The organism is Streptomyces sp. NPDC127038, assembly GCF_042725875.1.
Classification (GTDB): Bacteria; Actinomycetota; Actinomycetes; order Streptomycetales; family Streptomycetaceae; genus Streptomyces.
This window is the reverse complement of the sequence record NZ_JBHXDQ010000101.1, coordinates 1-25,922: the sequence shown is the minus strand read 5'-3', so window position 1 is coordinate 25,922 and position 25,922 is coordinate 1. Positions and strand designations below refer to the sequence as shown.

The 25,922-nt window shown below is 70.7% G+C and carries 23 protein-coding genes, 1 tRNA gene and 2 pseudogenes; 16 read left to right on the top strand and 10 right to left on the bottom strand.

The window, feature by feature from the left end; genetic code table 11:
- Positions 1–68: 68 nt before the first annotated feature.
- Positions 69–611, bottom strand: coding sequence for a PPA1309 family protein (locus ACFWI4_RS39140; protein ID WP_385400740.1), 543 nt, complete (start codon positions 609–611; stop codon positions 69–71).
- A gap of 164 nt (positions 612–775) precedes the next feature.
- Between ACFWI4_RS39140 and ACFWI4_RS39135 the strand changes: the two genes are divergently transcribed.
- The 3 genes from ACFWI4_RS39135 (at position 776) to ACFWI4_RS39125 (ending at position 6,161) form a co-directional block, all read left to right on the top strand.
- Complete coding sequence (locus ACFWI4_RS39135; protein ID WP_387206208.1) at positions 776–3,751, top strand: UPF0182 family protein; 2,976 nt, start codon at positions 776–778, stop codon at positions 3,749–3,751.
- A 343-nt stretch (positions 3,752–4,094) separates the two neighbouring features.
- On the top strand, positions 4,095–5,945 hold the full coding sequence (locus ACFWI4_RS39130) for a tetratricopeptide repeat protein (RefSeq protein ID WP_387206206.1): 1,851 nt from the start codon (positions 4,095–4,097) through the stop codon (positions 5,943–5,945).
- A 142-nt stretch (positions 5,946–6,087) separates the two neighbouring features.
- Positions 6,088–6,161, top strand: a tRNA-Met gene (locus ACFWI4_RS39125).
- A gap of 144 nt (positions 6,162–6,305) precedes the next feature.
- Here the strand turns inward: ACFWI4_RS39125 and ACFWI4_RS39120 are convergent.
- The 3 genes from ACFWI4_RS39120 to ACFWI4_RS39110 form a co-directional block, all read right to left on the bottom strand.
- Positions 6,306–6,728, bottom strand: a complete 423-nt coding sequence (locus tag ACFWI4_RS39120) for a Fur family transcriptional regulator (RefSeq protein WP_387206204.1) — start codon at positions 6,726–6,728, stop codon at positions 6,306–6,308.
- Between the two features lie 207 nt (positions 6,729–6,935).
- Positions 6,936–7,328: a cyclic nucleotide-binding/CBS domain-containing protein gene (locus tag ACFWI4_RS39115; protein ID WP_385400747.1), complete on the bottom strand. Its 393-nt coding sequence runs from the start codon at positions 7,326–7,328 to the stop codon at positions 6,936–6,938.
- A 362-nt stretch (positions 7,329–7,690) separates the two neighbouring features.
- A complete protein-coding gene (locus ACFWI4_RS39110) occupies positions 7,691–8,194 on the bottom strand; it encodes a hypothetical protein (RefSeq protein ID WP_387206202.1) in 504 nt (167 codons plus the stop codon).
- Positions 8,195–8,730: 536 nt separating this feature from the next.
- Here ACFWI4_RS39110 and ACFWI4_RS39105 point away from each other — a divergent pair.
- A complete protein-coding gene (locus ACFWI4_RS39105) occupies positions 8,731–9,195 on the top strand; it encodes a hypothetical protein (RefSeq protein ID WP_387206200.1) in 465 nt (154 codons plus the stop codon).
- Between the two features lie 234 nt (positions 9,196–9,429).
- On the opposite strand, the pseudogene ACFWI4_RS39100 reads toward ACFWI4_RS39105, so the two are convergent.
- Positions 9,430–9,828: pseudogene (locus tag ACFWI4_RS39100) on the bottom strand (HAD family hydrolase); the annotation flags it as partial.
- Between the two features lie 14 nt (positions 9,829–9,842).
- Here ACFWI4_RS39100 and ACFWI4_RS39095 point away from each other — a divergent pair.
- Positions 9,843–10,154, top strand: a pseudogene (locus tag ACFWI4_RS39095) (tyrosine-type recombinase/integrase); the annotation flags it as partial.
- Between the two features lie 37 nt (positions 10,155–10,191).
- Here the strand turns inward: ACFWI4_RS39095 and hisN are convergent.
- Positions 10,192–10,992: a histidinol-phosphatase gene (hisN, locus tag ACFWI4_RS39090; RefSeq protein WP_387206198.1), complete on the bottom strand. Its 801-nt coding sequence runs from the start codon at positions 10,990–10,992 to the stop codon at positions 10,192–10,194.
- A gap of 208 nt (positions 10,993–11,200) precedes the next feature.
- On the opposite strand from hisN, the gene ACFWI4_RS39085 reads away from it, so the two are divergent.
- The gene (locus tag ACFWI4_RS39085; RefSeq protein ID WP_387206196.1) at positions 11,201–11,806 is read left to right on the top strand and encodes a TetR/AcrR family transcriptional regulator; all 606 of its coding nucleotides are present in this window, start codon (positions 11,201–11,203) and stop codon (positions 11,804–11,806) included.
- A gap of 94 nt (positions 11,807–11,900) precedes the next feature.
- Here the strand turns inward: ACFWI4_RS39085 and ACFWI4_RS39080 are convergent, their stop codons facing one another.
- The 4 genes from ACFWI4_RS39080 to ACFWI4_RS39065 all read right to left on the bottom strand — a co-directional run bounded on the left by ACFWI4_RS39080 (position 11,901) and on the right by ACFWI4_RS39065 (position 15,572).
- Entirely contained in the window at positions 11,901–12,224 is a 324-nt protein-coding gene (locus tag ACFWI4_RS39080) for a multidrug efflux SMR transporter (protein WP_339131364.1), read from the bottom strand.
- Between the two features lie 123 nt (positions 12,225–12,347).
- Positions 12,348–13,361, bottom strand: coding sequence for a ribosome small subunit-dependent GTPase A (gene rsgA / locus ACFWI4_RS39075; protein WP_387206194.1), 1,014 nt, complete (start codon positions 13,359–13,361; stop codon positions 12,348–12,350).
- Positions 13,362–13,377: 16 nt separating this feature from the next.
- Positions 13,378–14,718: a 3-phosphoshikimate 1-carboxyvinyltransferase gene (gene aroA, locus ACFWI4_RS39070; RefSeq protein ID WP_387206192.1), complete on the bottom strand. Its 1,341-nt coding sequence runs from the start codon at positions 14,716–14,718 to the stop codon at positions 13,378–13,380.
- Between the two features lie 122 nt (positions 14,719–14,840).
- On the bottom strand, positions 14,841–15,572 hold the full coding sequence (locus ACFWI4_RS39065; RefSeq protein WP_387206190.1) for a M50 family metallopeptidase: 732 nt from the start codon (positions 15,570–15,572) through the stop codon (positions 14,841–14,843).
- Positions 15,573–15,622: 50 nt separating this feature from the next.
- Here ACFWI4_RS39065 and ACFWI4_RS39060 point away from each other — a divergent pair, with 50 nt between their 5' ends.
- The 10 genes from ACFWI4_RS39060 (at position 15,623) to ACFWI4_RS39015 (ending at position 25,877) form a co-directional block, all read left to right on the top strand.
- A complete protein-coding gene (locus ACFWI4_RS39060) occupies positions 15,623–16,438 on the top strand; it encodes an SOS response-associated peptidase (protein WP_387206188.1) in 816 nt (271 codons plus the stop codon).
- A gap of 139 nt (positions 16,439–16,577) precedes the next feature.
- Positions 16,578–17,165, top strand: a complete 588-nt coding sequence (locus ACFWI4_RS39055) for an alpha/beta family hydrolase (protein ID WP_385400918.1) — start codon at positions 16,578–16,580, stop codon at positions 17,163–17,165.
- Between the two features lie 255 nt (positions 17,166–17,420).
- The gene (gene sigR, locus ACFWI4_RS39050) at positions 17,421–18,113 is read left to right on the top strand and encodes an RNA polymerase sigma factor SigR (RefSeq protein WP_385400766.1); all 693 of its coding nucleotides are present in this window, start codon (positions 17,421–17,423) and stop codon (positions 18,111–18,113) included.
- Positions 18,110–18,412, top strand: a complete 303-nt coding sequence (gene rsrA / locus ACFWI4_RS39045) for a mycothiol system anti-sigma-R factor (RefSeq protein WP_385400768.1) — start codon at positions 18,110–18,112, stop codon at positions 18,410–18,412. The genes sigR and rsrA overlap by 4 nt, the downstream gene beginning before the upstream one ends.
- 181 nt (positions 18,413–18,593) lie before the next feature.
- On the top strand, positions 18,594–19,952 hold the full coding sequence (locus tag ACFWI4_RS39040) for an HD-GYP domain-containing protein (protein WP_387206185.1): 1,359 nt from the start codon (positions 18,594–18,596) through the stop codon (positions 19,950–19,952).
- Positions 19,949–21,247, top strand: a complete 1,299-nt coding sequence (locus ACFWI4_RS39035) for an HD-GYP domain-containing protein (RefSeq protein ID WP_387206183.1) — start codon at positions 19,949–19,951, stop codon at positions 21,245–21,247. Before ACFWI4_RS39040 ends, ACFWI4_RS39035 begins: the two co-directional genes overlap by 4 nt.
- 153 nt (positions 21,248–21,400) lie before the next feature.
- Positions 21,401–22,381 carry a hypothetical protein gene (locus tag ACFWI4_RS39030; protein ID WP_339131373.1) on the top strand — a complete coding sequence of 327 codons (981 nt, stop codon included), beginning with the start codon at positions 21,401–21,403 and terminating at the stop codon, positions 22,379–22,381.
- A 58-nt stretch (positions 22,382–22,439) separates the two neighbouring features.
- The gene (gene def / locus ACFWI4_RS39025; protein WP_385400777.1) at positions 22,440–23,090 is read left to right on the top strand and encodes a peptide deformylase; all 651 of its coding nucleotides are present in this window, start codon (positions 22,440–22,442) and stop codon (positions 23,088–23,090) included.
- 340 nt (positions 23,091–23,430) lie between these two features.
- Positions 23,431–24,510 (top strand): epi-isozizaene synthase, encoded by a 1,080-nt coding sequence (gene cyc1 / locus ACFWI4_RS39020; protein ID WP_387206181.1) that lies wholly within the window; start codon positions 23,431–23,433, stop codon positions 24,508–24,510.
- Positions 24,507–25,877 carry a cytochrome P450 gene (locus tag ACFWI4_RS39015; protein ID WP_387206179.1) on the top strand — a complete coding sequence of 457 codons (1,371 nt, stop codon included), beginning with the start codon at positions 24,507–24,509 and terminating at the stop codon, positions 25,875–25,877. Before cyc1 ends, ACFWI4_RS39015 begins: the two co-directional genes overlap by 4 nt.
- Positions 25,878–25,922 lie beyond the last annotated feature (45 nt).

Here is a 25,922-nt window from a genome sequence, read left to right as displayed (position 1 = left end):
CCCCTCATTTTTGGGGGGGGGGCCCCCCCCCCCCCGGGGGCCCCCCCCCAGTCACGTCCGTACGCCGATCAGTCCGCGAACGTCGCCGACAGCGCCTCGGCGAGCCCCGGCACGAGGCCCGCGCCCGTCAGCACCTCCGTCGCCGCGTCCTTCTCGCGCAGCCGCACCGCCGAGTCGCGGGTGCCGTCCCGCAGGACACCGACCGTCATCCGCACCTCCTGACGGTCCGGGTGGGCGGCGACCCACTGCGTGAGCTTCTTGCCGCTGAGCCCTTCCGGGACGGACGCCTCCGCGGACGGCGGCAGCATCAGCCGCTCCACGGTGAGCGCGCAGCCGACCACGGCGTCGGGCCAGGCGATGGTGCCGAGGAACTCGTCCAGCGGCTTGCCGGCGGGGATCTCGTCCTGCTCGATGGGGGTGAGACCGGTGGTCTCCTGCTCGTGCTCCAGGCCGAGCTGGGCGGCGAGGCCGGGTTCCTGCGCACGCAGCCGTGCGGTGTCTACGAGGGCGAAGAGGCGGGCGGGCTGGTCCCAGCCGAGGCCGGAGGCGTACTCGTCGATCTCGAGTACGGCCCGGGTCAGGGGGCTCGCTGCCATGGGAGTGTTGGACATGGTCACAATCCTGCCTCGTTCGTGACCTGAATCGGGAACCGAGTAAAGCGTGAGTAAGTTGCATAGATGAGGCTCCCCGATCACGGAGCCTTACTGACGGTCCACCGACATGGGGGCCTGAAGGAATCGACAGCGACTTCGAGGTGCGCACCTTGGCTTTCCAGATGCCGGACCGCGGCGGAGGCCCGACGGGGTCACGGATCAGAGTGGGGCAGCCGTCCCGGCGTGTCAGGACCTTGCTCATGACACTGGGCGTGCTGGCCGTTCTGGCCATGGCCTTCGTCATGTTCGCGGGTTTCTGGACGGATTGGCTCTGGTACCGCTCCGTCCACTACTCGTCGGTCTTCACCACCACACTGTGGACCAAGATCGGGTTGTTCTTCGTCTTCGGTCTGCTGATGGCGGCCGCGGTGGGCCTCAACATCTGGCTGGCGCACCGGCTGCGCCCGCCGCTGAGCGCCATGTCGATGGAGCAGCAGAGCCTCGACCGGTACCGCATGGGCATCGCGCCCTACAAGCGCTGGCTGCTGCTCGCGATCACGTCCCTGGTGGGCCTGATCGCCGGCGCGTCCGCCTCGGGCCAGTGGCGCACGTGGCTGATGTGGGTGAACGGCGTCCCCTTCCACCAGACGGACCCCCAGTTCCACCTCGACGTCTCGTTCTACGCCTTCGACCTGCCCTGGTACCGCTTCCTGCTCGGCTTCGGCTTCGCGGCCACCGTGCTGTCGCTGATCGCCGCCGCGCTGACGCACTATCTGTACGGCGGACTGCGGGTCACCAGCCCGGGAGCGCGCGCCACGGCCGCGGCCACCGGACACCTCTCGGTCCTGCTCGGCGTGTTCGTCGCCCTGAAGGCGGTCGCCTACTGGCTCGACCGGTACGGACTCGCCGTGAAGTCCAGCGACTTCAAGGCGACCGGCAACTGGACGGGCCTGCGCTACGTCGACGCGAACGCGTATCTCCCCGCCAAGACGATCCTGTTCTGCATCGCGGTCATCTGCGCGCTGCTCTTCTTCGCGACGCTGTGGCGGCGCACCTGGCAGCTGCCGGTGATCGGCTTCGGCCTCATGGTGCTCTCGGCGGTCCTCATCGGGGGTCTGTACCCCGCGATAGTCCAGAAGTTCCAGGTCGAGCCCAACGAGCAGGCCAAGGAAGCCCCGTACGTCGAGAAGAACCTCAAGGCGACCCGCGAGGCCTACGGGATCGCCGGCACCGACGTGCAGGACTACCCGGGGGCGAGCGACACCAAGGACAAGTCCAAGCTGCGTGACGACGCCGACACCGTCGCCAGCATCCGGCTGATGGACCCGAACATCGTGTCGCCGACGTTCCAGCAGCTCCAGCAGGTGCGGAACTACTACGGCTTCCCGTCGAACCTGGACGTCGACCGGTACAGCAAGGACGGCAAGGAGCAGGACACCGTCCTCGGGCTGCGCGAGCTGAACCTCGCGGGCATCCCGAAGAACAACTGGATCAACGACCACTTCCGGTACACGCACGGCTACGGCATCGTCGCGGCCAAGGGCACCACGGCCGACAACGAGGGCCGTCCGGTCTTCACCGAGTACAACCTGCCGTCCAAGGGCGACCTCGGCGCGTACAAGCAGCAGATCTACTACGGCGAGAAGACCACCCAGTACTCGATCGTCGGCGGTCCCCAGAAGGAGATCGACTACTCCGACGACAGCGGTGAGAAGACCACCAGCTACAAGGGCAAGAGCGGCGTCAGCCTCGCGAGTCCGGTCAACCGGGCCGCGTACGCGGTGGCGTTCGGCGAGCCGCAGATCCTGTACTCGGGCGCCATCGGCGAGGGTTCGCGGATCCTGTACAACCGCACGCCCAAGGAGCGGGTCGAGGCGGTCGCCCCCTGGCTGACCATCGACGGCGACGCCTACCCGGCGGTCGTCGACGGGCGGATCCAGTGGATCGTCGACGCCTACACCACCACCAACGGCTACCCGTACGCCTCGCGCACCACGCTCGGGGACACCACGGCGGACTCGCTGACGGCGGCCAACAACCAGCGTGCGGTGGTGGCCCAGCAGAACCAGGTCAACTACATCCGCAACTCGGTGAAGGCGACCGTCGACGCGTACACCGGCGCGGTCAAGCTCTACCAGTGGGACACCGAGGACCCGGTCCTGAAGACCTGGATGAAGGCGTTCCCCGACACCGTGCAGTCGCGGAAGTCGATCTCGCCCGAGCTGATGGCCCATCTCCGTTACCCGCAGGACCTGTTCAAGGTCCAGCGCGAACTGCTCACCCGCTACCACGTGAAGGACGCCCAGACGTTCCTGAGCGGCAGCGAGGTGTGGCAGGTCCCGGACGACCCGACCAACAAGTCGGGCAGCGCGGTGCCGCCGTACTACCTGAGCATGAAGCTGCCGGGCGACTCGTCGCAGGCGTTCTCGCTGACGACGACGATGACCCCCAACGGACGTGACAACCTGAGCGCGTTCGTGTCGGTCAACGCCGAGGCGGGGACGCCCGGTTACGGCAAGATCAGCATCCTGAAACTGCCGACGGGCAGAACGGTCGACGGACCCAAGCGGGTGCAGAGCCAGTTCAACTCCGAGCCGTCCATCGCCGAGTCCATCAGACTCCTCAGAGGCGGCGACTCGGAAGTCGAGTACGGCAACCTGCTGACCGTGCCGCTCGACGGCGGACTGCTCTACGTGGAACCGGTCTACGTCCGCGGTGGCGACCTCAAGTACCCGCTGCTGCGCAAGGTGTTGGTGACCTACGGAGGCAGCACCGCCTTCGAGGACACCCTGGGCCAGGCGCTCAACAAGGTCTTCGGGGCGGAGAGTTCGACCCTGCCGCCCGACCAGGGCGACACCAACCCGCCCACGTCCGGCGATCCGACGGTCCAGGCCGCGCTCGACGACGCCCAGAAGGCCTTCGACCAGGGCCAGGAAGCCCTCAAGAAGGGCGACTGGAAGGCGTACGGCGACGCGCAGAAGAACCTCCAGGACGCGCTGAAGCGGGCCGAGGACGCGCAGGCCAAGGCGGCCAAGACGGCCGGCGGTTCCGGGGCGGGCAAGACGGGTGACAAGGGGGCCGGCAAGAGCGGCACTTCGAGCGCGTCTCCCGGTCCGAGTCCGAGCCCGAGCGCCTCGAAGGGCTCCGGAAGCGGCTGATCAGGAGCTCCTCCCGCGCCGTGGTACGGTTGAAACACAACGGCGCGGGGTGGAGCAGCTCGGTAGCTCGGTGGTATAAAACCCCTGTGGTCGTTGTTAAAAATCGTGCCCCCTATTCTTATGTCTTCGGCCGTTATCCTTTTCATGGATCCGGGCCTTCGACGTGTGACGCCACGCCGGGGTGCGCCGGTGACCTGGCCGCTCGCACGAAGTGCCGCGACATGCGCGGGGAGTTGGGCGTTCTGTGTTTGACTTGTCTCTCTGTGGGCATGTCGACAAAACGCTGAAGTGACCTCACTGGCTGCGGTATACCAGGTGTACCCGGGTTGCAGGTGGTGCGACGATGGACGTTATGGGGGACAAGGCAACTCTGTTGGATACAGGGCGGTTTGCGCAGTCTGCCGATTTCGAGCAGCCTGCGGATCTCACACAGTCCTCCGACCGGGACGAGACCGGCGAGGCTGCCGAGGAGGCGCGCCAGTGGTCGGCCGCGGAGGCCGGCGACGTCGAGGCGATGAGCGTCCTCGGGGCCATGCTGCTGCGCCGCGGCGATCTCGACGCGGCCGAACCGCAGTTGCGCGCCGCCACCTCCGCCGGTGACCGTGCCGCCGCCAACAACCTGGGTGTCCTCCTCTACCAGCGCGGATACGCCGACGAAGCCGCCGGATGGTGGCGGATCGCCGCCGTGGCCGGCAGTGCCGCCGCCGCGCACGCTCTCGGCCGGCACCACCGCGAGCGCGGTGACGAGCCCGCCGCCGAGTACTGGCTGCGCCAGTCCGCCGAACAGGGCCACGCCCTGGGCGCGTACGCCCTCGCCGATCTGCTGGAGCATCGTAGCGACGTGGGCGCGGAGCAGTGGATGCGGGCCGCCGCCGAGCGGGGGCACCGCGAGGCCGCGTACCGGCTGGCGCGCTCGCTCGACCGCAAGGCCCTCGACTCGGGCGAGGCCGTGGGCGACAACGGTGTCATCGGCGCCGCCGGGCAGGCCGCCGAGCAGTGGTACCGGCAGGCCGCCGCCCGCGGGCACCGGCGGGCCGCGCTGCACCTCGGCGCGATCCTGGAGAAGCGCGGAGACCTCAAGGAGGCCGGGCGCTGGTATCTGACGTCCGCCAAGGACGGGGAGGCGCGGGCCGCCTGCGCCCTCGGGTTCCTGCTGCGCGACGCCGGGGACCCCGACAGCGCCGCCGTCTGGTGGCTGCGGGCCGCCCAGGACGGGGACGGCAACGCCGCCAACGCGCTCGGCGCGCTGCACGCCGAGCGGGGCGAGACGCAGACCGCCGAGCGCTGGTACCGGGCCGCCATGGACGCGGGCGACGTGAACGGCGCGTACAACCTCGGGCTGCTCTGCGCCGAGCAGGGGCGCACGGCGCAGGCCGAGCAGTGGTACCGCAGGGCCGCGTACGCCGGCCACCGCGAGGCCGCCAACGCCCTGGCGATCCTGCTGCTCCAGGTCGGCGACGCGGCCGGGGCCGAGCCGTGGTTCTCCAAGGCCGCGGAGGCGGGGAGCGTGGACGCCGCCTTCAACCTCGGCATCCTGCACGCAGGACGCTCCACCGAGACCGACGACGCCGCCGCGCTGCGCTGGTACGAGCGTGCCGCCGCCGCGGGACACACGGAGGCGGCGCTCCAGGTGGGCATCGCGCGGCTGCGGGAGGGCGACGAGCCGGCCGCCGAGCGGCATCTGCGGTGCGCCGCGGGCGGGGGCAGCGCCGAGGCCGCCTACCGGCTCGCCGCGGTGCTCGACGCCCGGCGGCCCCCGGCGCCCGCGCACGAACTCGGGGAGCACACGCAGGAGAAGACCGAGTGCGAGGAGTGGTACGAGCGGGCCGCGTCCCTGGGGCACCGGCGTGCGCAGGTGCGGGTCGGGATGCTGGCCGCGGAGCGGGGCGACGTGGTGGAGGCGGCGCGCTGGTACCGCGAGGCCGCCGAGGCCGGGTCGCGCAACGGTGCCTTCAACCTCGGGCTGCTGCTGGCCCGCGAGGGGAGCGAGCCGGAGGCGGCGCTGTGGTGGACCCGGGCCGCCGACGCGGGCCACGGGCGGGCGGCGCTGCGGCTGGCGCTCGTGTACGCGCGGCGCGGGGAGCTCGCCGAGGGGCAGCGGTGGGCCGACCGGGCCGTGTCGCTGGGGCCCGCGGAGGTGTCCGAGCGGGCGGCTCGGCTGCGGGACGCGTTGCGGGAGGAACTGTCCGCCTGAGCGGCTGTCCTCGTGGGGGCCGTCCGCGTGAGGGGCTGTACGGGGCCGTGCCCGCGTCCTGACGTCCTGACGGGGTCGCCCGAGGGCGCGCGCCTATGGATTTGCGCGGGCCACGCTCTTGACGTACTGTTCAGTTCATCGACGCGGGGTGGAGCAGCTCGGTAGCTCGCTGGGCTCATAACCCAGAGGTCGCAGGTTCAAATCCTGTCCCCGCTACTGAAGGCCGAGGGCCGGAATCCGAAAGGGTTCCGGCCCTCGGTGCGTTTGCGGACCCGGCGCGGAGACGCAGCCGCGAACAGCGAACAGTGGGCAAGCAACGGGGCGCCCGTATGTTTCCGGAGCCCGTGGGCCCGTGGGCCTCTAGGCCGCCATGGCCGCGCAGTCGGGGCAGACGCCCCGGTAGGTCACCGCGACGTCCGAGACGGTGAAGCCGAAGCGCTCCGAGTCCGGGAGGTCACCGAGCGGGTTGCCGATCGGATGGACGTCGCGGATCGCGCCGCAGCGGGCGCAGACCAGGTGGTGGTGCGGACGGTGCGCGTTCGGGTCGTACCGCTTGGCCCGCTTGTCCGTGGCGACTTCCAGCACCTCGCCGAGCGAGACCAGCTCACCCAGCGTGTTGTAGACGGTCGCCCGGGAGATCTCGGGCAGCTTGGCCACGGCGCGGGCGTGCACCTCGTCGGCCGTCAGATGGACGTGGTCGCCGTCGAGGACCTCGGCCACGACACGGCGCTGCGCGGTCCTGCGCCATCCACGTCCGCGCAGTCGTTCCAACAGGTCACTCATACAGGTCAGGGTAACAGCCGGTGACCCAGATCCCGAAGGTGTGTGATTTTAGAGTCGTTCGGCACTTGGACACTATCCAGCACGAGGCCGGCCCGGCGGGGTGCTCGGGACGGCCCCGTGCGGAGGGGCGGGCGACGGGTGTGTGACGGGTGTGCGATGGGTGTGCGATGGGTGTGCGATGGGCTCACACCCGTCCCGCGGGTGTGCTCAGGCGGGTACCTGCTGCCGGGCGGGTACCCAGCAGCGGATGATGTCGCGGACCGAGACGATGCCCACCGGGCCACCGCCGTCGAGCACGATCAGGTGCCGGAACCCGCCGTGCGACATCGCGGCGGCGGCCTCCTCCAGGGTCCAGGTGGGTGCCGCGAAGACGACGTCGGTCGTGGTGTGGCTGCCTGCGGTCTCCGAGTCCGGGTTCTGGCCGTGGGCGAGGGAGTTGAGGATGTCGCGCTCGGTGAGTATGCCGAGGCCGGAGGAGTCCTCGTCGAGGACCACCGCCGCGCCGACGCGGCGCGCGGACATCAGTCGGGCGGACTGGCGGAGGGTGTGTGCCGGGCCGATGGTGAGGACCACCGTGCTCATGGCGTCGCGGACGAGCATGGGCTGGAGCCACCTCCTCGGTGAACCGTCCGCTCCCCGGCTCCTCCAGGGAGCCCAAAGAGAAACGGTTCACAAGTTCACAAGTGGGGGAGCTCTCAGGGTCGCAGTTAAAGAGAGGGTCAACAAGGGGGCGCGTGCCGTGAGTTCGGGGGCGCCCGGGGGTTGCTCATCCGTCCCGGTGCCCGGCAGAACCGCTCGGACACCCCGCCGGCACCGCGACGCCGAGACGCTTCCGGCACCGCGACGCGTAGACCCTCCGGTGCCGCGCCGCAGCCCCCGAGCAGCCCGACCGAAGCGGCCCGGACCGGCGGGCCGCACTCCCAGTCCGCTCGGCTCGCGCCACCCGCAACGCCGGTTTCGGCTCAGTGGAGTCCGAGTTTCACGACGAGGCCCCCGGTGCGGGCGGCCTCGTTCGTGATCTCCGTCTTCCCGTGCAGGCCGATCTGTACCGAGTACGACGCCGAGCCGCCCGGAACTCCCCGTACGGCCACCGGGAACACGCAGCGCGCGAAGGTGTCGTAGACGCCACCTCCCAGCGAACCGGTCGCGACGACCCGGCCCGCCGAGTCGAAGACGGTGACCGGGGCGCCCTTGTCGAGGTCGCCGTACTCGTGATCGCCGGCGCACGACCCCGAAGCTCCGGGGTCGCCCGCGACCTGCACCTGTCCCACGAGCGTGAACGCCGGCTCGTCGGCGGATCCGGACAGACTCCAGGCCAGCGCGACGGCACCCGCCCCGATCACGATCCCGGAGGCCAGCCAGACCGCCCGGTGACCGCGCGGCCGGAGCCTCCGCACGGACGCGGAGGGTGCCGGTACCCCGGTGGACGGCGCTGCGGGCCGCTCGGCGAGCGATTCCTCAGGCATACTCGCAGCATGGCACCGGCCGTCGGCCCGGTGTGAGCGATCGTCACATCACGTCGGCGGTAGGGCGGTCAGTAGCGCTGGTATTGAATGCCCGGCCCGGCGAGGTGCGACGTCACTGCGCGCCTCGACGGTGAGCTGGCGGTTTAGGGTCGCTGTTGGTCGTCGGTGGCTGTTGCTGGTCTTCATCGGACGGCCCACGGACGGCCCAGCTTCGGAGCGGGCGTGGCCTGTGTGGCAGCGCCGAGTCGCGAGCCAGCATTTACAGCGGGCCGGCGCGGCGTTGCCTGAACGGGGCTTTCCCGCTGCGCCCGCCCACTCGGGGACGCATGGGGGAAGTTGCAGACTTCACCGCTGCGCCTCACGTAAGCGGGGCGCCTGAGGCGCTCAGTCCGGTCCGGCGGGTGGGAAAGAGCCACCGAGCATTGGAGCTGGCCGCAGTCCAGGGTGTCTCCACGCCGACAGGCCCGGGCCTATTGCGTGTCGCGTGTAAGATCACCTAGAGACCATTCTGACATGTAACCGTCACAGGGGGATCCATGCGGATACCGCACATTTTGACTGCCGTCGGCACCAGTGCCGCAGCGCTCATGCTCACCGCCACTACCGCAACCGCAGTCTCCTCGGAGGTAGACCTCGGGACCGCTTCTCCGATACCCGGCGGCAATAGCGAAATCTGCGCCGAAGGGGGCTGGTACACCGGAAATGACAGCCACCGGACCATTGCCTGCTTCATGAAATCGGGCGACTGGTTCCACGTCGTCGACCAGGATGCCGACGGCTACGCGGCAGTCGCCCTGTGGCAGGTCCAAGATGCCCGCGGGACAGTCGTGCGGCAGGGCTCGGTATGGAACAACTCCGGTTACTCTACGCACCGCTACAAGAACAAGGACCTGCCCGAGGGCTACGACCTGTCGATCAGGGCGTGCGTCGGCCACTGGAACGGTGGAAATATCTCGATCGTCAAGGAGGCATGCAGCGCGTGGAAGGAAGGAACCACGTGACAGTAAGGATGCCGTGACATCACAGCCCTGACAGTACGGCCTTCGTGCCGTGTCCTGCCGGGGCTGTCGTGTGTCGCCAAATGGCGGGTTGGTGAAATCCCGCAGGCCAACCCCCAAGAGCGCCGCTAGCATTTGGAGGCGGCGTAGTCGAGGCACCGTATTAAGAGTGAGATGAACTGGTAGTAATGGAAGTGAGATTTGCCTCAGCCGCACGGCACCCCTCCGGCCAAAAGGCTATGAAGGTGACCCGCCCTTGAGTGCGTCGGCGAGAACGGTCGTGGAGCTAGTTACTGTGTCAGCCCCGGCTTCGGCCAGTGAAATGTCCTTACCGGCCCGATTCGCATAACCGATAGACATCGAACCTGTCGAAATGGCTGCCTCGATATCGGTCACCGAGTCGCCCACCAGTGTGCAGCCTTCCAAGGCTACACTCAAGCGAGAAGCGGCGATTTGAAGCATGTAAGGTGACGGCTTCATTCGATCCGGCTGATAAGCGGAGCGTTCCACGATCTCTTGCACATGAGAAGTTAGATTGTGGCGCTTAAGGAATTCTCTCACGAACTCCGCAGAGTTGTTGCTTACGATCACCACGTCACGACCCGTCGCTCTGGCGGCTTCGATGGATGCGACACATCCAGGAGTAGGGTCTCTTCCGCAACGCCGAGGGCCGCGCGGTGAACCGCTACGTCTTCAATGAGAAGGCGTGGCGGCCCGCTCTCGACACGGCGAACGTTCCGCGCGGCCGGGTGAACGGCATGCACGCGCTGCGGCACTTCTACGCGTCCGTGCTGCTGGACGCCGGGGAGAGCGTCAAGGCGCTCTCGGAGTACCTGGGGCACCACGATCCCGGCTTCACGCTGCGGACGTACACGCACCTGATGCCGAGCAGCGAGAAGTGGACCCGGGAGGCGGTGAACCGGGCCTTCGAGGGCGGTGCCACGACGGCCCAGGGGGTATAAGTCCAGGGGAAACGCGCTGTTCAGGCCGCTACTTGCCTCAATAGCGCTGGTTCAGGTAGCCCAGCATCTCGTCGTGCAGGAGGCCGTTCGACGCGGCGGCGTTGCCGCTGTGCGGGCCGGGGCGGCCTTCGAGGCCGGTGAACGTGCCGCCCGCCTCGGTCACGATGATCGCGTTCGCCGCCATGTCCCAGAGCGACAGCTCGGGTTCGGCGCAGATGTCGACCGAGCCCTCGGCGACCATCATGTACGGCCAGAAGTCGCCGTAGCCGCGGGTGCGCCAGACCGCCTTCGTCAGGTCGAGGAACCCGTCCAGGCGTCCCTGGTCCTCCCAGCCGGACAGCGAGGAGTACGCGAACGACGCGTCGGCCATCCGGGAGACGCTGGACACCCGCAGCCGGGTCGCGGAGGAGAGGCTGCGGCCGGTGAACGCGCCGTGTCCCTTCGCCGCCCACCAGCGGCGGCCGAGCGCGGGCGCCGAGACGACGCCGACGACGGGCTGGTAGCCGCCCTCGCCCGCCTCCATCAGGGAGATCAGCGTGGCCCAGACGGGCACGCCGCGGACGTAGTTCTTGGTGCCGTCGATCGGGTCGACGACCCAGCGGCGCGGACCCGTGCCCTCGATGCCGTACTCCTCGCCGAGGACCGCGTCCCGCGGCCTGGCGCGCTGGAGATGGCCGCGGATGAGTTCCTCGGCGGCCTTGTCCGCCTCGCTCACCGGCGTCATGTCCGGCTTCGTCTCGACCTTCAGGTCGAGCGCCTTGAAGCGGTCCATCGTCGCGGCGTCGGCGGCGTCCGCCAGGACATGGGCGAGGCGCAGGTCATCGCGGTAGTCGGGCATGGGTGAACCGTATCTGTCCGTGTCGGGACGGGGCTACACAGGATCAGGGGTGATCGCGGGACCGGACACGTACGCCCTCGGGCCCGTGCCCGGTCCCGGCGCGCGCGGCTCCCGGGTCCGCGCCCCCTCGGAGCCGCCGCGAACCCTTGACAGTGCTCCCGCACGCGTCAAATCTGGCTGCAGAGCCGCTCGCCCGAGGGAGGCGCAGATGCCCGCAGCGCGCGAATCGCTCCTGGACGCCGCCTACACGGCGCTCGCGCGCCGGCCGTGGACCGCGGTGCGGATGGTCGACGTGGCCGCGGTGGCCGGGGTGTCACGCCAGACGCTCTACAACGAGTTCGGGAGCAAGGAAGGTCTCGCGCGCGCCCTCGTGCGACGGGAGGCCGACGCCTATCTCGCCGGTGTCGACCGGGCCCTGGCCGCTCACAGCGACGCGCGGGACCGGCTGGCCGCGACCGCGGAGTGGACCACCTCGACGGCCCGCAGCAACGCGCTGGTGCGGGCGATGCTGACCGGGTGCTGGAGCGAGCGGCTGCCCTCGCCCGCGCTGTCCGCCGTGCCCTCCTCGTCCGCGGTGCCCGCGCAGCGGCGGGCCGACGGACCGCTGCCCTCGCCCGCCGACTTCGTGGCCCTGGTCCGCGACCGCGCGGTCGCCGCGCTCGCCCTGTCCCGGGCGGACACCCCCGAGGTCACCCGCGCGTGTGAACTGGTGGCCAGGCTCGCGCTGTCGTGCGTGGTCGCTCCGCCCGCCAGGGGCGGGGTCACGGACCTGGTCAGGACCGCGCTGGCGCCGTCCCACCGGATCGGGGTGTGAACGGCGGGGCCCGGGCTCCCAGGGATCCGGCGCGTGCGGGGACTCAGGACGTACGAGGACTCAGGATGTGCGGGGATTCAGGACGTACGAGGACTCAGTGCGCCGACCCCGACAGCTGGAGGCCGATGACGCCGAGGATGACCAGGCTGATCGAGACGATCTTGAGGACGGAGACCAGGTCGTCGAGGAAGATCATGCCGTAGATGGCGGTGCCCGCCGCGCCGATGCCGGTCCACACCGCGTAGGCGGGACCGACGTCGAGCTTCTTCAGCGAAAGGGTCAGCAGACCGAAGCTGCCGAGCGCGAACACGCAGAACGCGACCGTGGGCCAGAATCTGGTGAAGCCGTGCGAGAGCTTCAGACAGACGGCGAAGCCGGTTTCGAGCAGTCCCGCCACAACGACCAGCAGCCACGCCATGTCTTGTCCTCCCACATCGCACGTCGACTGCTCAGGGCTGGTCCTGACCGGCTCGGTGCGATTATGCATTCACCGGCCCGGAGAAGCCCTTACCGACGGCGGGCGCACCCAAACACGGGTACGTCAGTCGCCCTCGCGGCGCTCGCGCGTGGCCAGCAGACGGCGCAGCGAGTACAGCCGCTGCGGGTCCGCGTGGCCCTCGGCCACCCACGCGTCGAGCGCGCAGTCCGGTTCGTCGTGGCTGCACGCCCGGGGGCAGCCCTCGGTGCCGGGTTCGAGATCGGGGAAGGCGTGGATCACCCGGGACGGATCGACGTGGTGGAGGCCGAAGGAACGGACGCCCGGCGTGTCGATCACCCAGCCTCCGCCGGGACCCGCCAGGGGCAGAGCGAGCGCCGAGGTCGTCGTGTGCCGGCCCCGGCCCGTGACCGCGTTGACGTGTCCGGTCGTCCGCCGCCGCTCGGGCGGCACCAGCGCGTTCACCAGGGTCGTCTTGCCGACGCCCGAATGGCCGACGAACGCCGTGATCCTGCCGTCCAGTTGCTCGCGCACCCGGTCGGCGGCGGCCTCGCTGCGCAGCTCCTCACGGCTGGTCACCACGTACGGGATGTCCAGCGCGCCGTACAGCTCCAGGAACTTGTCCGGCGGGGCCAGGTCCGACTTGGTGAGCACGAGGAGCGGGGTCAGACCGCCGTCGAAGGCCGCCACCAGACAACGGTCGATCAGTCGGGGGCGCGGCTCGGGGTCCGCGAGGGCGGTGACGATGGCGAGCTGGTCGGCGTTGGCGACGACCACCCGCTCGTAGGGATCGTCGTCGTCGGCCGTGCGGCGCAGCACCGAGCCGCGCGGCTCGATGCGGACGATACGGGCGAGGGTGTCCTTCTCCCCGGACAGGTCGCCGACGATGGCCACCCGGTCCCCGACCACCGCGGCCTTGCGGCCCAGCTCGCGCGCCTTCATCGCGGTCACGGAGCGGCCCTCGACCAGACAGGTCAGCCGGCCGCGGTCGACCGTGAGGACCATGCCCTCGACGGCCTCCTCGTGCTTGGGGCGGATGTTCGTACGCGGACGGTTGCCCTTGCGGTTGGGCCGCTGGCGGATGTCGTCCTCGTCGGTGTTCTTGCCGTATCGGCGCATGATCCTGGTCCGCCCGTCAGTTCCCGAGCATCCCGGTCCACAGGTCGGGGAAGTCGGGCAGGGTCTTCGCCGTCGTCGCCACGTTCTCGATCTGGACGCCCTCCACCGCCAGCCCGATGATCGCGCCGGCCGTCGCCATGCGGTGGTCGTCGTACGTGTGGAAGATGCCGCCGTGCAGCCGGCGCGGCCGGATGTGCAGGCCGTCGGCGGTCTCGGTGACGTCACCGCCGAGTTCGTTGATCTCCTTGGTGAGCGCGGCCAGCCGGTCCGTCTCGTGCAGCCGCAGATGGGCCACGCCCCGCAGGGTGGAGGGGGAGTCCGCGAGGGCGGCGACGGCCGCGATGCCCGGGGTGAGCTCGCCGACCTCGCCCAGGTCCACGTCGATACCGTGGACGGCACCCGAACCGGTGAACTCCAGTCCCCGCTCGGTCAGTTCGCAGGAACCACCCATCTCGGTGAAGATCTCCCGCAGCCGGTCGCCCGGCTGGGTGGTGTGGGCCGGCCAGTCGGGGATCACGACCGTGCCGCCGGTGACCAGCGCCGCCGCGAGGAACGGCTGGGCGTTCGACAGGTCGGGCTCGATGATCAGGTCGCGGCCGAGCAGCGCGCCCGGCGTCACCCGCCAGACGTTCGGCTCGCCGCCCGACTCGGGGGTGTCCACCTGGGCGCCGACCGCGCGCAGCATGTCCACGGTCATCCGGATGTGCGGCATCGACGGGAGCGTCGCGCCGGTGTGGCGGACCTCGACGCCCTGGTTGAAGCGCGGGGCGGAGAGGAGCAGCGCGGAGACGAACTGCGAGGACGAGGAGGCGTCGATCTCCACCGGGCCGCCGTCCAGGGCGCCGCCGCCGTGCACCGTCAGCGGCAGGGCGCCGCGGGCGTCGTCGTCGATCCGGGCGCCGAGCACGCGCAGCGCGTCGATGACGCCGTGCAGGGGACGTTCGTACGAGCGCGGGTCGCCGTCGAACCGGATGGGGCCGTCCGCGAGGGCGGCGACGGGCGGCAGGAAGCGCATGACGGTGCCGGCGTTGCCGACGTCGACCGTGGCCGGGCCGCGCAGGCCCGAGGGGATGACCCGCCAGGCCTCGCCCGAGGCGTCCGGGCCCGCCGCGACGGTGGAGCTGGAGGCGACCGTCTCCTCGATGCCCACGCCCATCGCGCGCAGCGCGCCGGCCATCAGCAGGGTGTCGCGGGAACGCAGCGGGCGGCGCAGCCAGCCCGGCTCGGAGGCCAGCGCGGCCAGGACGAGGGCGCGGTTGGTGACCGACTTGGACCCCGGCACGTGGACCGTCGCGTCGACGGCTCCGCTTGCGTGCGGGGCTGGCCAGAGGGCGGTGTGGGCGGGGTTCACGGTCATGCGCCCCACTTTAGTGGCAGCCCGCCGGCCGACCGCGGCTCCGTCACCCCCGCGCCACCACCCGCGGGACCGCGACCGGACCCGCACGGGGAGGCCGGCCCGAACCGGGAAGCAGGCGCCCCTCACAGCCCCAGCAGCCAGCGCCCCCCGCCCATCAGCGAGCACAGGGACACCGCGTGGAAGAGGAACAGCCACATTCCTGCGGGTACGTGGGTCAGGCGGGACAGCTGGTCCGCGTCGGAGTCGCCCGCGCCGCCCCGCCTCCGCTTCGCCTGGAGCTCGAAGGCCGGTCGGACGCCGCCGAGGAGCAGGAACCACACCACGGCGTACGCGAACGCGGCCTGCACCTGGGGTCCGGCGAGCCAGGACACCAGCAGGAAGGTGCCGCCGGTGAGGACCACGGTGAGCGCGCCGTACGCGTTGCGGATCATCACCAGCATGGCTATGAGCAGGGCCGTCGCGACCCAGAGCAGCAGGGTGATGTGACCCGCGCCGAGCAGGGCGGCGCCGCCGAGGCCGAGCAGCGGGGGAGCGGTGTAGCCGGCGGCCGCCGTGAGGATCATGCCGAGGCCGGTCGGCTTGCCGCGGCTGACCGTGAGGCCGCTGGTGTCGGAGTGCAGCCGGATGCCGTCGAGGCTGCGCCCGGTGAGCAGGGCGACCAGCCCGTGGCCGCCCTCGTGCGCGATGGTGATGGCGTTGCGGGAGACGCGCCAGACCCCGTGCGGGAGGATCGCCGCGAGGGCCGCGACCATGGTGGCGATCACCACCCACAGGTCCGGGTCCGGCTGGGTGCCGAACACCTGGTCCCACAGGGAGCTGAGCGAGGCCAGCGAGGTGGATGCGGTGCTGTCCATTGTCGGCGGTGGCTCCCTTTCGCGGCGCGGAATCTGGCAGTGTTGCACGTATGTGCGGACGGTATGCAGCCAGTCGTGGACCCGAGGATCTCGCAGCAACCTTTGAGGTCGAGAAGTGGGATCCCGAGGAGACCCTGGCGCCCGACTACAACGTGGCCCCGACCAAGGAGGTCTACGTCGTCCTCGACCGTCCTGTGAAGGACGCGGACAGTCCGAGACCGGTTCGCCAGCTGCGCAAGCTCAAGTGGGGGCTCGTCCCGTCCTGGGCCAAGACCCCCGAGGGCGCCGCCCGGATGATCAACGCGCGCGCCGAGACGGTGCACGAGAAGCCCTCGTACCGCCGTGCCTTCGCCGCCCGGCGCTGTGTCATCCCCGCCGACGGGTACTACGAATGGGTCACCTCCGGCGCCGAACGCGAGCTGGAGGTCGAGGGCAGGAAGAAGCGGCCCCGCAAGCAGCCGTACTTCGTGACGCCCGCGGACGGCTCGGTCTTCGCGATGGCGGGGCTCTACGAGTTCTGGCGGGACCGGACGCTGCCGGACGAGCACCCGCTGGCCTGGTGGGTGACCTGCTCGGTCATCACCACCGAGGCGGAGACGGCACCGCTCGCGGTGGCCCCCGCCGAGGGCCCGCGCGCGCTGGCGGACATCCACCCGCGGATGCCCCTGATGCTCACCCCCGACCGCTGGGACCACTGGCTCGACCCCGCCCGTACGGACCCGGACGAGCTCCGTGAGCTGCTCGCTCCGCCGCCCACCGGGCTGATGCGCGCTTATCCCGTCTCCACCGCGGTCAGCAACGTCCGCAACAACGGGGCGGAGCTGCTGAAGGAGCTGGAGGGGCCCGAGGAGGGCACACTCTTCTGACGTGACGAGGAACAGCGACGCGAGCGGAACCGCCGAGACCGCCGAGAACACCGACACCGGCGACGGCCCCGAGACCGCCCAGAGCCCAGAGACCGCCGAGAACACCGAGACCGTCGAGACCGACGCCGGTACGGCCCGGATCACCTGGCACCGGGCGGCGCGGCCACGGCTCGTCCTCGCCGTGAGCCACGGCGCGGGCGGCGGCATCGGGGCCCGCGACCTGCGGGCGCTCGCGGAGGTGCTGCCCGCGCACGGCGTGAGCGTGGCCCTCGTGGAACAGCCCTGGCGGGTGGCCGGGAAGAAGGTGGCCCCGGCTCCGAAGACGCTGGACGTGGGATGGCGGGGCGTGTGGCCGGCGCTGGCCGGGCAGGGGCTGCCCGTGATCTCCGGCGGCCGCAGCGCGGGCGCCCGGGTCGCCTGCCGGACCGCGGTGGAGCTGGGCGCCGCCGCCGTGCTCGCGCTGAGCTTCCCGCTGCACCCGCCGGGCAGACCGGAGAAGTCCCGTGCCGCCGAGCTGCTCGGCGCCGGGGTGCCCGTGCTCGTCGTCCAGGGCGGCAACGACCCGTTCGGCGGCCCGCCGGAGTTCCCGCCGGGCCCGTACGAACTGATCGAAGTCCCCCACGCGGACCACGGCCTCGCCGTCCCGAAGCGGGCTCCGCTCGGCGAGGAGGAGGCCCTGAGGATCATCACGGACGGTGTCGTGCGGTGGGCCGCGTCACTCGGGTGACGGCCGGGAATGCAGAGTGACGGACTTCTGTTGTGCGGATCAGACAGCACGCAGCGTGCTGCACCGTTCGTACGAGAGGAAGTCCGCCGCATGGGTTCGACCTTCTGCCCGAGCCGCAGCAGCCGCGCTGACCTGGACTGGACGGTGCTGCACGCGGGCAAGAACGCCCCGATTCGGGCGGCGGGCGGACATGATGTTCGTCTATCCTCCGATTCCAGTGGGACCGGTCTCGGTCTCGCTACGTCGCTGGAGGAGGTGGGTCCGGTCACTGGGACCGACGCAGGGACCGAAAACGGCCAGGCGGAGCAGCCCGAGGGCCGGGGCACGAGCGACGCCGCGGCGGAGACCTCCGCCGAGCGCACCGCGCGCTTCGAGCGGGACGCGCTCGAATTCCTCGACCAGATGTACTCGGCCGCGCTGCGCATGACGCGCAACCCGGCCGACGCCGAGGATCTGGTGCAGGAGACGTACGCCAAGGCGTACGCGTCGTTCCACCAGTTCCGCGAGGGTACGAACCTCAAGGCGTGGCTGTACCGCATTCTCACCAACACCTTCATCAACTCGTACCGCAAGAAGCAGCGCGAACCCCAGCGCAGCGCGGCCGAGGAGATCGAGGACTGGCAGCTGGCGCGCGCCGAGTCGCACATGTCGACGGGCCTCCGCTCCGCCGAGTCGCAGGCGCTGGACCACCTGCCGGACTCCGACGTCAAGGAAGCGCTTCAGGCGATCCCCGAGGAATTCCGCATCGCCGTCTATCTCGCGGACGTAGAGGGCTTTGCCTACAAGGAGATCGCGGACATCATGGGGACACCCATCGGTACGGTGATGTCCCGGCTGCACCGGGGCCGTCGCCAACTGCGCGGCATGCTGGAGGACTACGCCCGTGACCGCGGGCTGGTCCCCGCCGGCGCCGGAGAGTCGAACGAAGCGAAAGGCTCGGGCTCATGAGCTGCGGAGAGCCGCACGAGACGGATTGCAGTGAGGTACTCGATCATCTCTACGAGTTCCTCGATCATGAGATGCCGGACGCGGACTGCACCAAGTTCGAGGTCCACTTCGAAGAGTGCTCCCCGTGTCTGGAGAAGTACGGCCTCGAACAGGCCGTCAAGAAGCTGGTCAAGCGGTGCTGCGGCCATGACGACGTGCCCAGCGACCTGCGGGCCAAGGTCATGGGCCGTATCGATCTGATCCGCTCCGGCCAGACCGTGCCCGAGCACGACGTGACCGCGACGGCCCAGGAGTCCTGACCCCGCGCCCGTCCTCCGCGTGAAGGCCGGGCCACGGCCTCCAGACCCTTCGTTTATCACCCGAACGTGCTAATCCGCGGGCCCGGAGCCCGCGGATTCGTACATACCCGTCCCCGTCCCCTTCCTCCCGCCCTAGGCTCCGAGCCTGAGACCGGGGGAGGTACGGGGGAGGTATTCGGGGATGGGTTCGGTTCCGGCGTGGGCCCGTGCGTACGTGGCCGGTGTGGCCCTCGTCGCCCTCGCCTGTCTGGCGCCCCTGCCGCAGCTCCGCGTCCCCTGGGCGATCGTCGTCCTGCTCGCCGTCCTGTACGCGGGCTGCGAGCGCGTCACCCTGCCGCTCCGGCCGGGTCCCGGCGGCACGCCCGGCGGTGACGGCCCCCAGGGAATGGGCGCCTTCCTCCCCGTCCTGCTGGCCGGCGCCTTCCTGCTGCCCGCGCCCGCCGCCGCCCTCGTCGCCCTGCCCGGGGCCCTGCTCGCCCGGGTCGAACAGCGCCCGCGCGCGGCGCGCCGGATCTGGCGCGCGGCCCAGCTCGCCGTCGCCGTCTGGACGGCCTCCCGGCTCTACGGGGCGCTCGGCGGCCGGGAAGCGCTCGCCACCCCCCGCTTCCCCTGCGCTCTCGTGCCCGCCGGGGCCGCGGTGCTCGCCTTCTGCGCCACCCTCACCGTCCTGGACTGCGGAATCCTCGCGCTGGCCGAGCGCGCCCCGGTGCGCGGCGCCTGGCACGGACTGTTCGCGCGCTCACTGGCCCCGGTCGCCGTCCACGGCCTCGCCGGACTGATGATGGCGGTGCTCTGGCGCAGCCCGTACGGGCCCGTCGCCGCGCTGCTCGTCCTGTTGCCGATGTACGTGTCCTGCTGGGTCTTCGCCCAGTACCACCGTGAACGCGCCGCACACCAGGCCACCATCCGCGCCCTCGTCCAGGCCGTCGACATCAAGGACGGCTACACCCGCGGACACAGCGAGCGGGTCGGCCGGGCGTCCGTCCTGATCGCCCGCGAGCTGGGCATGCACGACGAGCGCGTCGAGGTGCTCAGGTTCGCCGGAATCCTCCACGACGTCGGAAAACTCGGCGTCCCCACCCGGCTGCTGCGCAAGGACGGGCCGCTGACCCCCGAGGAACGGCGGGTCATCGAACTGCATCCCGAGTACGGGCACGAGATGGTCCGCGGCATCGGGTTCCTCGGCGAGGCCCGCTCGGCGATCCTGCACCACCACGAGCGGCTGGACGGGAGCGGCTATCCGTACGGGCTCGCGGGGACACAGATCCCCGAGTTCGCCCGGGTGGTGGCCGTCGCCGACGCGTTCGACGCCATGACCTCGACCCGGTCCTACCGCAGGGCACGCCCGGTGCGGGCGGCCCTGGACGAACTGGGCCGGTGCGCCGGCACCCAGTTCGACCCCCGGATGGTGGCGGCCCTGACCCGGGCGCTCGGCCGGCACGGCTGGCACCCCGCGGTGACCGCCGACGTCGCCCCGGCCGCCGTACCGGGCCCGCCGCCCGCCCATCCCTCCGACACCGTCGGGCGGAGCGCGCCATGAGCACCGCCGCCCCGCGGCACGCGGCCCGCGCCCGCTCCGCCCGCCCCGCGGCGGCCGTCAGGATCCCCGCCCTGATCGCCGCCGTGCGCGCCCTCGCCCTCCTCCTCGCGGTCCTCGCCCTCGGCGCCACGCTCTGGGACGGCCTCCAGGCACGCGGCACGGCGCTGGCCTTCGGCCTGCTCATCACCGCCGGCGAGCTCGCCCGCTGGAACGGGGCCGAGGAGAGGGAGTCCGCGCCCCTCGGCGCCGCCGGAGCCCTCGCGTACGCGCTGCTCGGCGAGAACGCCGGGCACCGCACCGACCACGGCGTCCTCCAGGTCGTCACCGTCGTCGTGGCCGCGGCCCTGGCCGGCTGCGTTCCGCACGTGGCACGGGGCCGGGCGCCGACCCTCGACCATCTCGCCCGCCGGGTCCTGACCGTCGCCTTCGCCGCCGTCTGCTTCCAACCCCTCTACGACCAGGGCCGGTTGCTGCGGTGGGGCGGCCCCGCGCAGGCGCTGCTGCTGGTCGCCCTGCTGGTCCTCACCACCCTGTGGGACGCCGTGCTCGCGGCGGCCACGGCCCACGCGCGGACCCGGTGGCCGTTCGGCCCGCTGCTGCGCGACGAGCTGCGGGCCACCCTCGGGATCGGCTCGGCCGTGTGCGCGACCGGGGTGGTGATGGCGCTCGCGGTCGCGGTGGTCGGCCTGTGGGCACTGCCCGTCTTCTCGCTGCCGCTGCTGCTCACCCAGCTGTCCTTCCGGCGCTACGCGGCCGTGCGGGTCACCTACCGGCAGACCATCGCCTCCCTCGCGCGCGCGACCGAGATCGCGGGGTACACACCGGCCGGGCACGCCCGGCGGGTGGCCGCCCTCAGCCGGGCCGTGGGCCGCGAGCTCGGCCTGTCCGAGCCCGACCTCACGGTCCTGGAGCACGCGGCGCTGATGCACGACATCGGGCAGCTCAGCCTGGTCGACCCCGTGCCGGCGGGCGCCACCGCCACGCTCCCGGCGGCCGAGCAGCGGCGGATCGCGCTGCTCGGCGGCGCCGTCGTCCGGCAGACCGGGGTGGAGGCCGAGGTCGCGGTCGTGGTGGAGCGGCAGGCTGACCCCTACCGGGAGCAGCCCGTCACCGCCCGCATCGTGCGCACGGTGAACGCCTACGAGGAGATGGCCAGGGAAGCGGGGCCCACGGGACCGCTGACCGCGCTGGAGCGACTGCGCCTGGCGACCGCCCGCGACTACCAGCCGGAGGTCGTGGAGTCACTGGCGCGGGTCCTGTCGCGGGCCGGTCTTACCCTGCCCCGGGCTGGGTAACCCATGGGTAATGAGCGGTCGTCCGAAGGTACGTGGTTGGATGCGAGGGAGAGGGTGTCAGGGGGCACGGGACGACCCGGGGCTGCACTGCCTCCCAGGGATTCTTCGAAGGACCGGCAGGCGGGAAACGCAAGGAACTGGCAGGCGGGAATCGTGAGGATCTTCGGCAAGGGACGACACCGGCCCTCCGCCTCATGGCGGCAGGCCACCGACCGTGCGTTCACGCTGATCGGCGACGGCCGGTACGAGGACGCGGGGGCGCTGCTGACACGTGCCGCGGACCTGGAGCCCTGGCTGTCCGAGTCCTGGTTCAACCTGGCCCTGCTGCACAAGTTCCGGCACGACTGGGAGCAGGCGCGGGCCGCGGGCCTGCGGGCAGTCGCGCTGCTCGACCGGGAGACCGGCGCACCCGACTGGTGGAACGTGGGCATCGCGGCCACCGCCCTCCAGGACTGGCCGCTGGCCCGGCGTTCCTGGCAGGCGTACGGGCTGCGGGTGCCCGGCGGTGCCGCCGTCTCCGGTGAGCCGGCCGGCATGGACCTCGGCAGCGCGGCCGTGCGGCTGTCGCCCGAGGGCGAGGCCGAGGTGGTGTGGGGGCGTCGGCTGGACCCCGCCCGCGTCGAGGTGCTGTCGATCCCGCTGCCGTCCTCCGGGCGCCGCTGGGGCGAGGTCGTGCTGCACGACGGCGTGCCGCACGGCGAGCGGACCACGGCCGCCGGGCACGCCTACCCGGTCTTCGACGAGATCGAGCTGTGGGCCCCTTCGCCCGTGCCGACCTGGGTGGTCCTGCTCGAAGCGGCCACCGAGGACGACCGGGACGCGCTGGAGCGGCTCGCCGCCGACGCCGGCTTCGCCGCGGAGGACTGGTCCTCGTCCGTGCGGCTGCTGTGCCGGATGTGTTCCGAGTCCCGGATGCCCTCCGACGAGGGGGACGAGGAGCACCTCGATCCGCACGACCACAGCGAGCCGGGGCACCCGGGTCCGCTCGGTCATCGCACCGACGGGCAGCTGTGGGTGCCCGAGCGCGAGTGCGGGCTGGCCGCCCCGGCCTCGCTGGTGCGGGGCCTGCTCGACGGCTGGGTCGCCGACAGTCCGGACTCCCGTGACTGGCGGGATCTGGAAGAGGTCTGCTGAGCGCACCTTTAGGCTGTAGTCGCAGAAATTTCCAGGTCTGAGGAAGGCGTACGTCGTCATGGCGCAGCAGGACACCGATCAGCAGCACGTGGGCGTGCTCCCCGTGGACGAGGACGGCTTCGTCATCGACACCGAGGACGCCGAGGAGCGTGAGAGCGCCTACCGCGAGCGCGGCACCTCCCGCCCGATCACCGTGGTCGGCAACCCGGTGCTGCACAAGGAGTGCAAGGACGTCACGGAGTTCGGCGCCGACCTCGACCAGCTGGTCGCCGACATGTTCGCGAGCCAGCGCACCGCCGAGGGCGTGGGCCTGGCGGCCAATCAGATCGGTGTCGACCTGAAGGTCTTCGTCTACGACTGCCAGGACGACCAGGGTGTCCGGCACGTCGGCGTGGTCTGCAACCCGAAGCTCGTCGACCTGCCCGCCGACCGGCGTCAGCTGGACGAGAGCAACGAGGGCTGCCTGTCCGTGCCGACGGCCTACGCCCCCCTCGCCCGTCCCGACTACGCAGAGGTCACCGGGCAGGACGAGAAGGGCAACCCGATCCGGGTGCGCGGTACGGGCTACTTCGCGCGCTGCCTCCAGCACGAGACGGACCACCTGTACGGCTACCTGTACATCGACCGGCTCTCCAAGCGCGACCGCAAGGACGCGCTGCGGCAGATGGCCGAGAACGAGCCCCGCTACGCGATCGTGGCGAACGACTGAGCCGTCGCTCCGGCAGGCGCCCCGCGCCGCTGTGACATAAATTGACCGGCGTGACACACGGTCTCTCGTGGGCCCACGCGAACGGTGCCTGGACAGGTGATCCTCCTGACCAGGCACCGTTCGCATGTGCGTCGTATGTTCGATCCCTTGTGCTCCTTCGGTGATCCAGATTCAGTCACACAAGGGGAGATTCTCGGCAAGGTCGTGTAGTCGGTGGGCCAAATCCGTTCCCAGAACGGTCAGTTGTGGTGCTGAATGGGAAGTGCGGGGATACGCAGCGGCGCTCGCCCGGCACGGCGAAGGGGTGTGACGCCAACAGGCGGCTGAGAGGGGTTTGTTCGTGCATGCTTTCTCATACGGCTCTTCATCGACAGCGCTCGCGGTTCCACCGGCGCTCTCTCTCCCGGTGATCGAGTCCGAGTTTCCCCGTCAACTGCACCCGTATTGGCCGAGGCTCCAGGAGAACACCAGGACCTGGCTCCTCGAAAAACGGCTGATGCCCGCGGACAAGGTCGAGGAGTATGCCGACGGCTTGTGCTACACGGACCTCATGGCGGGCTACTACATAGGTGCCCCCGACGAGGTCCTCCAGGCGATAGCGGACTACAGCGCGTGGTTCTTCGTCTGGGACGACCGGCACGACCGTGACGTCGTCCACGGCCGGGCCGGCGCCTGGCGGAAGCTCAAGTTCCGGCTTCATGCGGCGCTCGACGCGCCCAGGGACCATCTGCACCACCAGGATCCCCTGGTGGCGGGGTTCGCGGACAGCATGGTGCGGCTGTACTCGTTCCTCGGCGAGAACTGGAACAAGCGGTTCGCGCTCCACTTCCACGCGGTGATCGACGCGTACGACCGGGAGTTCCGGAACCGGACCTCGGGAATCGTGCCCACGGTGACGGAATACCTCGAACTCCGTCGGCTCACGTTCGCGCACCGGATCTGGACCGACCTTCTGGAGGCGAGCGCGGGAAAGGAACTCCCCGCGGCGGTTCGTCTGCATCCCGCATTCCAGCGGGCGGCGCTGCTCAGTCAGGAATTCGCCGCCTGGTACAACGATCTGTGTTCGCTTCCCAAGGAAATAGCGGGCGACGAGGTCCACAATCTCGGAATCAGTCTCATTCATCACCAGGGGCTGACGCTCGAAGAAGCCGTCATCGAACTGAGGCGGCGGATCGAGGAATGCGTGCAGCAATTCCTCGTCGTCGAGAAAGACGTGTCCCGGCTCGCCGGATCACTCGCGGACGGCACGGTCGGGGGAAAAGAGACGAGCGCCGCCGTCAGGGCGTGCCTCACCAATATGCGGAACTGGTTCAGCTCCGTGTACTGGTTCCACCACGAGTCCGGCCGGTACATGGTCGACAGCTGGGAAGACCGCTCCACACCCCCGTACGTCAACAATGAAGCGGCAGGTGAGAAATGACCGTCGATTCGGTACGGCCCGAGGTGCCCGAGGCACCGGAGCTGTCCGTCCCGCCCCTCGCCGGAGGCGGGGTGCCCCTGCTCGGACACGGCTGGAAACTGGTCCGCGACCCGCTGGGCTTCCTGGCCGGGCTGCGCGACCACGGCGATGTCGTCCGGCTCAGGATGGGCCCCAAGACGGTGTACGCCGTCACCACCCCCGCGCTCACCGGCGCGCTGGCGCTCAGCCCCGACTACGAGATCGGCGGCCCCCTGTGGGAGTCGCTCGAAGGGCTGCTGGGCAAGCAGGGCGTCGCCACCGCCAACGGATCGCAGCACCGGCGCCAGCGCCGGACCATCCAGCCCGCCTTCCGGGCCGACACCGTCCCCGAGTACGGGGCGATCATGGAGGAGGAGGCGCGGGCGTTCGCGGAGCGCTGGGAGAACGGCACCGCGGTCGACTGCACCTCCGAGTCGTTCCGCGTCGCGGTCCGCGTCTCCGCCCGCTGCCTGCTGCGCGGCCGGTTCATGGACGAGCGCGCCGAGCGCCTGAGCCTCGCGCTCACCACCGTGTTCCGCGGCATGTACCGCCGGATGGTGATACCCGCGGGACCGCTCTACCGGCTCCCGCTTCCCTCTATACGCGCATTCGACCGCGCATTGGCCGATCTGCACGCCATCGTCGACGAGATCATCGACGAACGGCGGGCATCTGGTCAAAAGCCGAACGATTTGCTGACGGCATTGCTGGAGGCGAAGAACGACGACGGCGACCCCATAGACGAACAGGAGATCCACGACCAAGTCGTCGCGATACTCACCCCCGGCAGCGAAACCATAGCCTCCACGATCATGTGGTTGCTCCAGATGCTGACGGAACATCCGGAACAGGCGGACAAAGTGGCCGCGGAGGTCCGATCCGTCGCGGGGGACCGGCCCGTCGGATTCGCGGACGTCCGGAAGCTGTCGCACACGAACAATGTCGTCGTCGAGGTGATGCGTTTACGCCCCGCCGTATGGATATTGACGCGGCGCGCGGTGGCCGAAACAGAGCTGGGTGGCTATCGGATTCCGGCCGGTGCCGACATCGTCTACAGCCCGTACGCGATCCAGCGCGACCCCCGCTCGTACCAGGAGCATCTGGATTTCGACCCCGACCGCTGGCTTCCGGAACGCTCCGATGGCATTCCGAAGTACGCGATGCGCCCGTTCAGCGTCGGCAACCGCAAGTGCCCGAGCGACCATTTCTCGATGGCCCTGCTCTCCCTGATCACCGCGACCGTGGCGTCCCGGTGGCGCTTCGAGGCGGCGTCCGGTTCCAACGACACGACGCGCGTCGGCATCACCCTGCGGCCCCATGACCTGCGCCTGAGGGCCAGGCCGCGCTGAATCGGCCCGGTCGGCGCACGTCCGGCGGCCCTCGGGCCCCGGACG

Coding starts and splice junctions, on each gene's coding strand:
- ACFWI4_RS39140 (WP_385400740.1), bottom strand. CDS start 611: ATGTCCAACACTCCCATGGCAGCGAGCCCCCTGACCCGGGCCGTACTC.
- ACFWI4_RS39135 (WP_387206208.1), top strand. CDS start 776: ATGCCGGACCGCGGCGGAGGCCCGACGGGGTCACGGATCAGAGTGGGG.
- ACFWI4_RS39130 (WP_387206206.1), top strand. CDS start 4,095: ATGGACGTTATGGGGGACAAGGCAACTCTGTTGGATACAGGGCGGTTT.
- ACFWI4_RS39120 (WP_387206204.1), bottom strand. CDS start 6,728: ATGAGTGACCTGTTGGAACGACTGCGCGGACGTGGATGGCGCAGGACC.
- ACFWI4_RS39115 (WP_385400747.1), bottom strand. CDS start 7,328: ATGCTCGTCCGCGACGCCATGAGCACGGTGGTCCTCACCATCGGCCCG.
- ACFWI4_RS39110 (WP_387206202.1), bottom strand. CDS start 8,194: ATGCCTGAGGAATCGCTCGCCGAGCGGCCCGCAGCGCCGTCCACCGGG.
- ACFWI4_RS39105 (WP_387206200.1), top strand. CDS start 8,731: ATGCGGATACCGCACATTTTGACTGCCGTCGGCACCAGTGCCGCAGCG.
- hisN (WP_387206198.1), bottom strand. CDS start 10,992: ATGCCCGACTACCGCGATGACCTGCGCCTCGCCCATGTCCTGGCGGAC.
- ACFWI4_RS39085 (WP_387206196.1), top strand. CDS start 11,201: ATGCCCGCAGCGCGCGAATCGCTCCTGGACGCCGCCTACACGGCGCTC.
- ACFWI4_RS39080 (WP_339131364.1), bottom strand. CDS start 12,224: ATGGCGTGGCTGCTGGTCGTTGTGGCGGGACTGCTCGAAACCGGCTTC.
- rsgA (WP_387206194.1), bottom strand. CDS start 13,361: ATGCGCCGATACGGCAAGAACACCGACGAGGACGACATCCGCCAGCGG.
- aroA (WP_387206192.1), bottom strand. CDS start 14,718: ATGACCGTGAACCCCGCCCACACCGCCCTCTGGCCAGCCCCGCACGCA.
- ACFWI4_RS39065 (WP_387206190.1), bottom strand. CDS start 15,572: ATGGACAGCACCGCATCCACCTCGCTGGCCTCGCTCAGCTCCCTGTGG.
- ACFWI4_RS39060 (WP_387206188.1), top strand. CDS start 15,623: ATGTGCGGACGGTATGCAGCCAGTCGTGGACCCGAGGATCTCGCAGCA.
- rsrA (WP_385400768.1), top strand. CDS start 18,110: ATGAGCTGCGGAGAGCCGCACGAGACGGATTGCAGTGAGGTACTCGAT.
- ACFWI4_RS39040 (WP_387206185.1), top strand. CDS start 18,594: ATGGGTTCGGTTCCGGCGTGGGCCCGTGCGTACGTGGCCGGTGTGGCC.
- ACFWI4_RS39035 (WP_387206183.1), top strand. CDS start 19,949: ATGAGCACCGCCGCCCCGCGGCACGCGGCCCGCGCCCGCTCCGCCCGC.
- def (WP_385400777.1), top strand. CDS start 22,440: ATGGCGCAGCAGGACACCGATCAGCAGCACGTGGGCGTGCTCCCCGTG.
- ACFWI4_RS39015 (WP_387206179.1), top strand. CDS start 24,507: ATGACCGTCGATTCGGTACGGCCCGAGGTGCCCGAGGCACCGGAGCTG.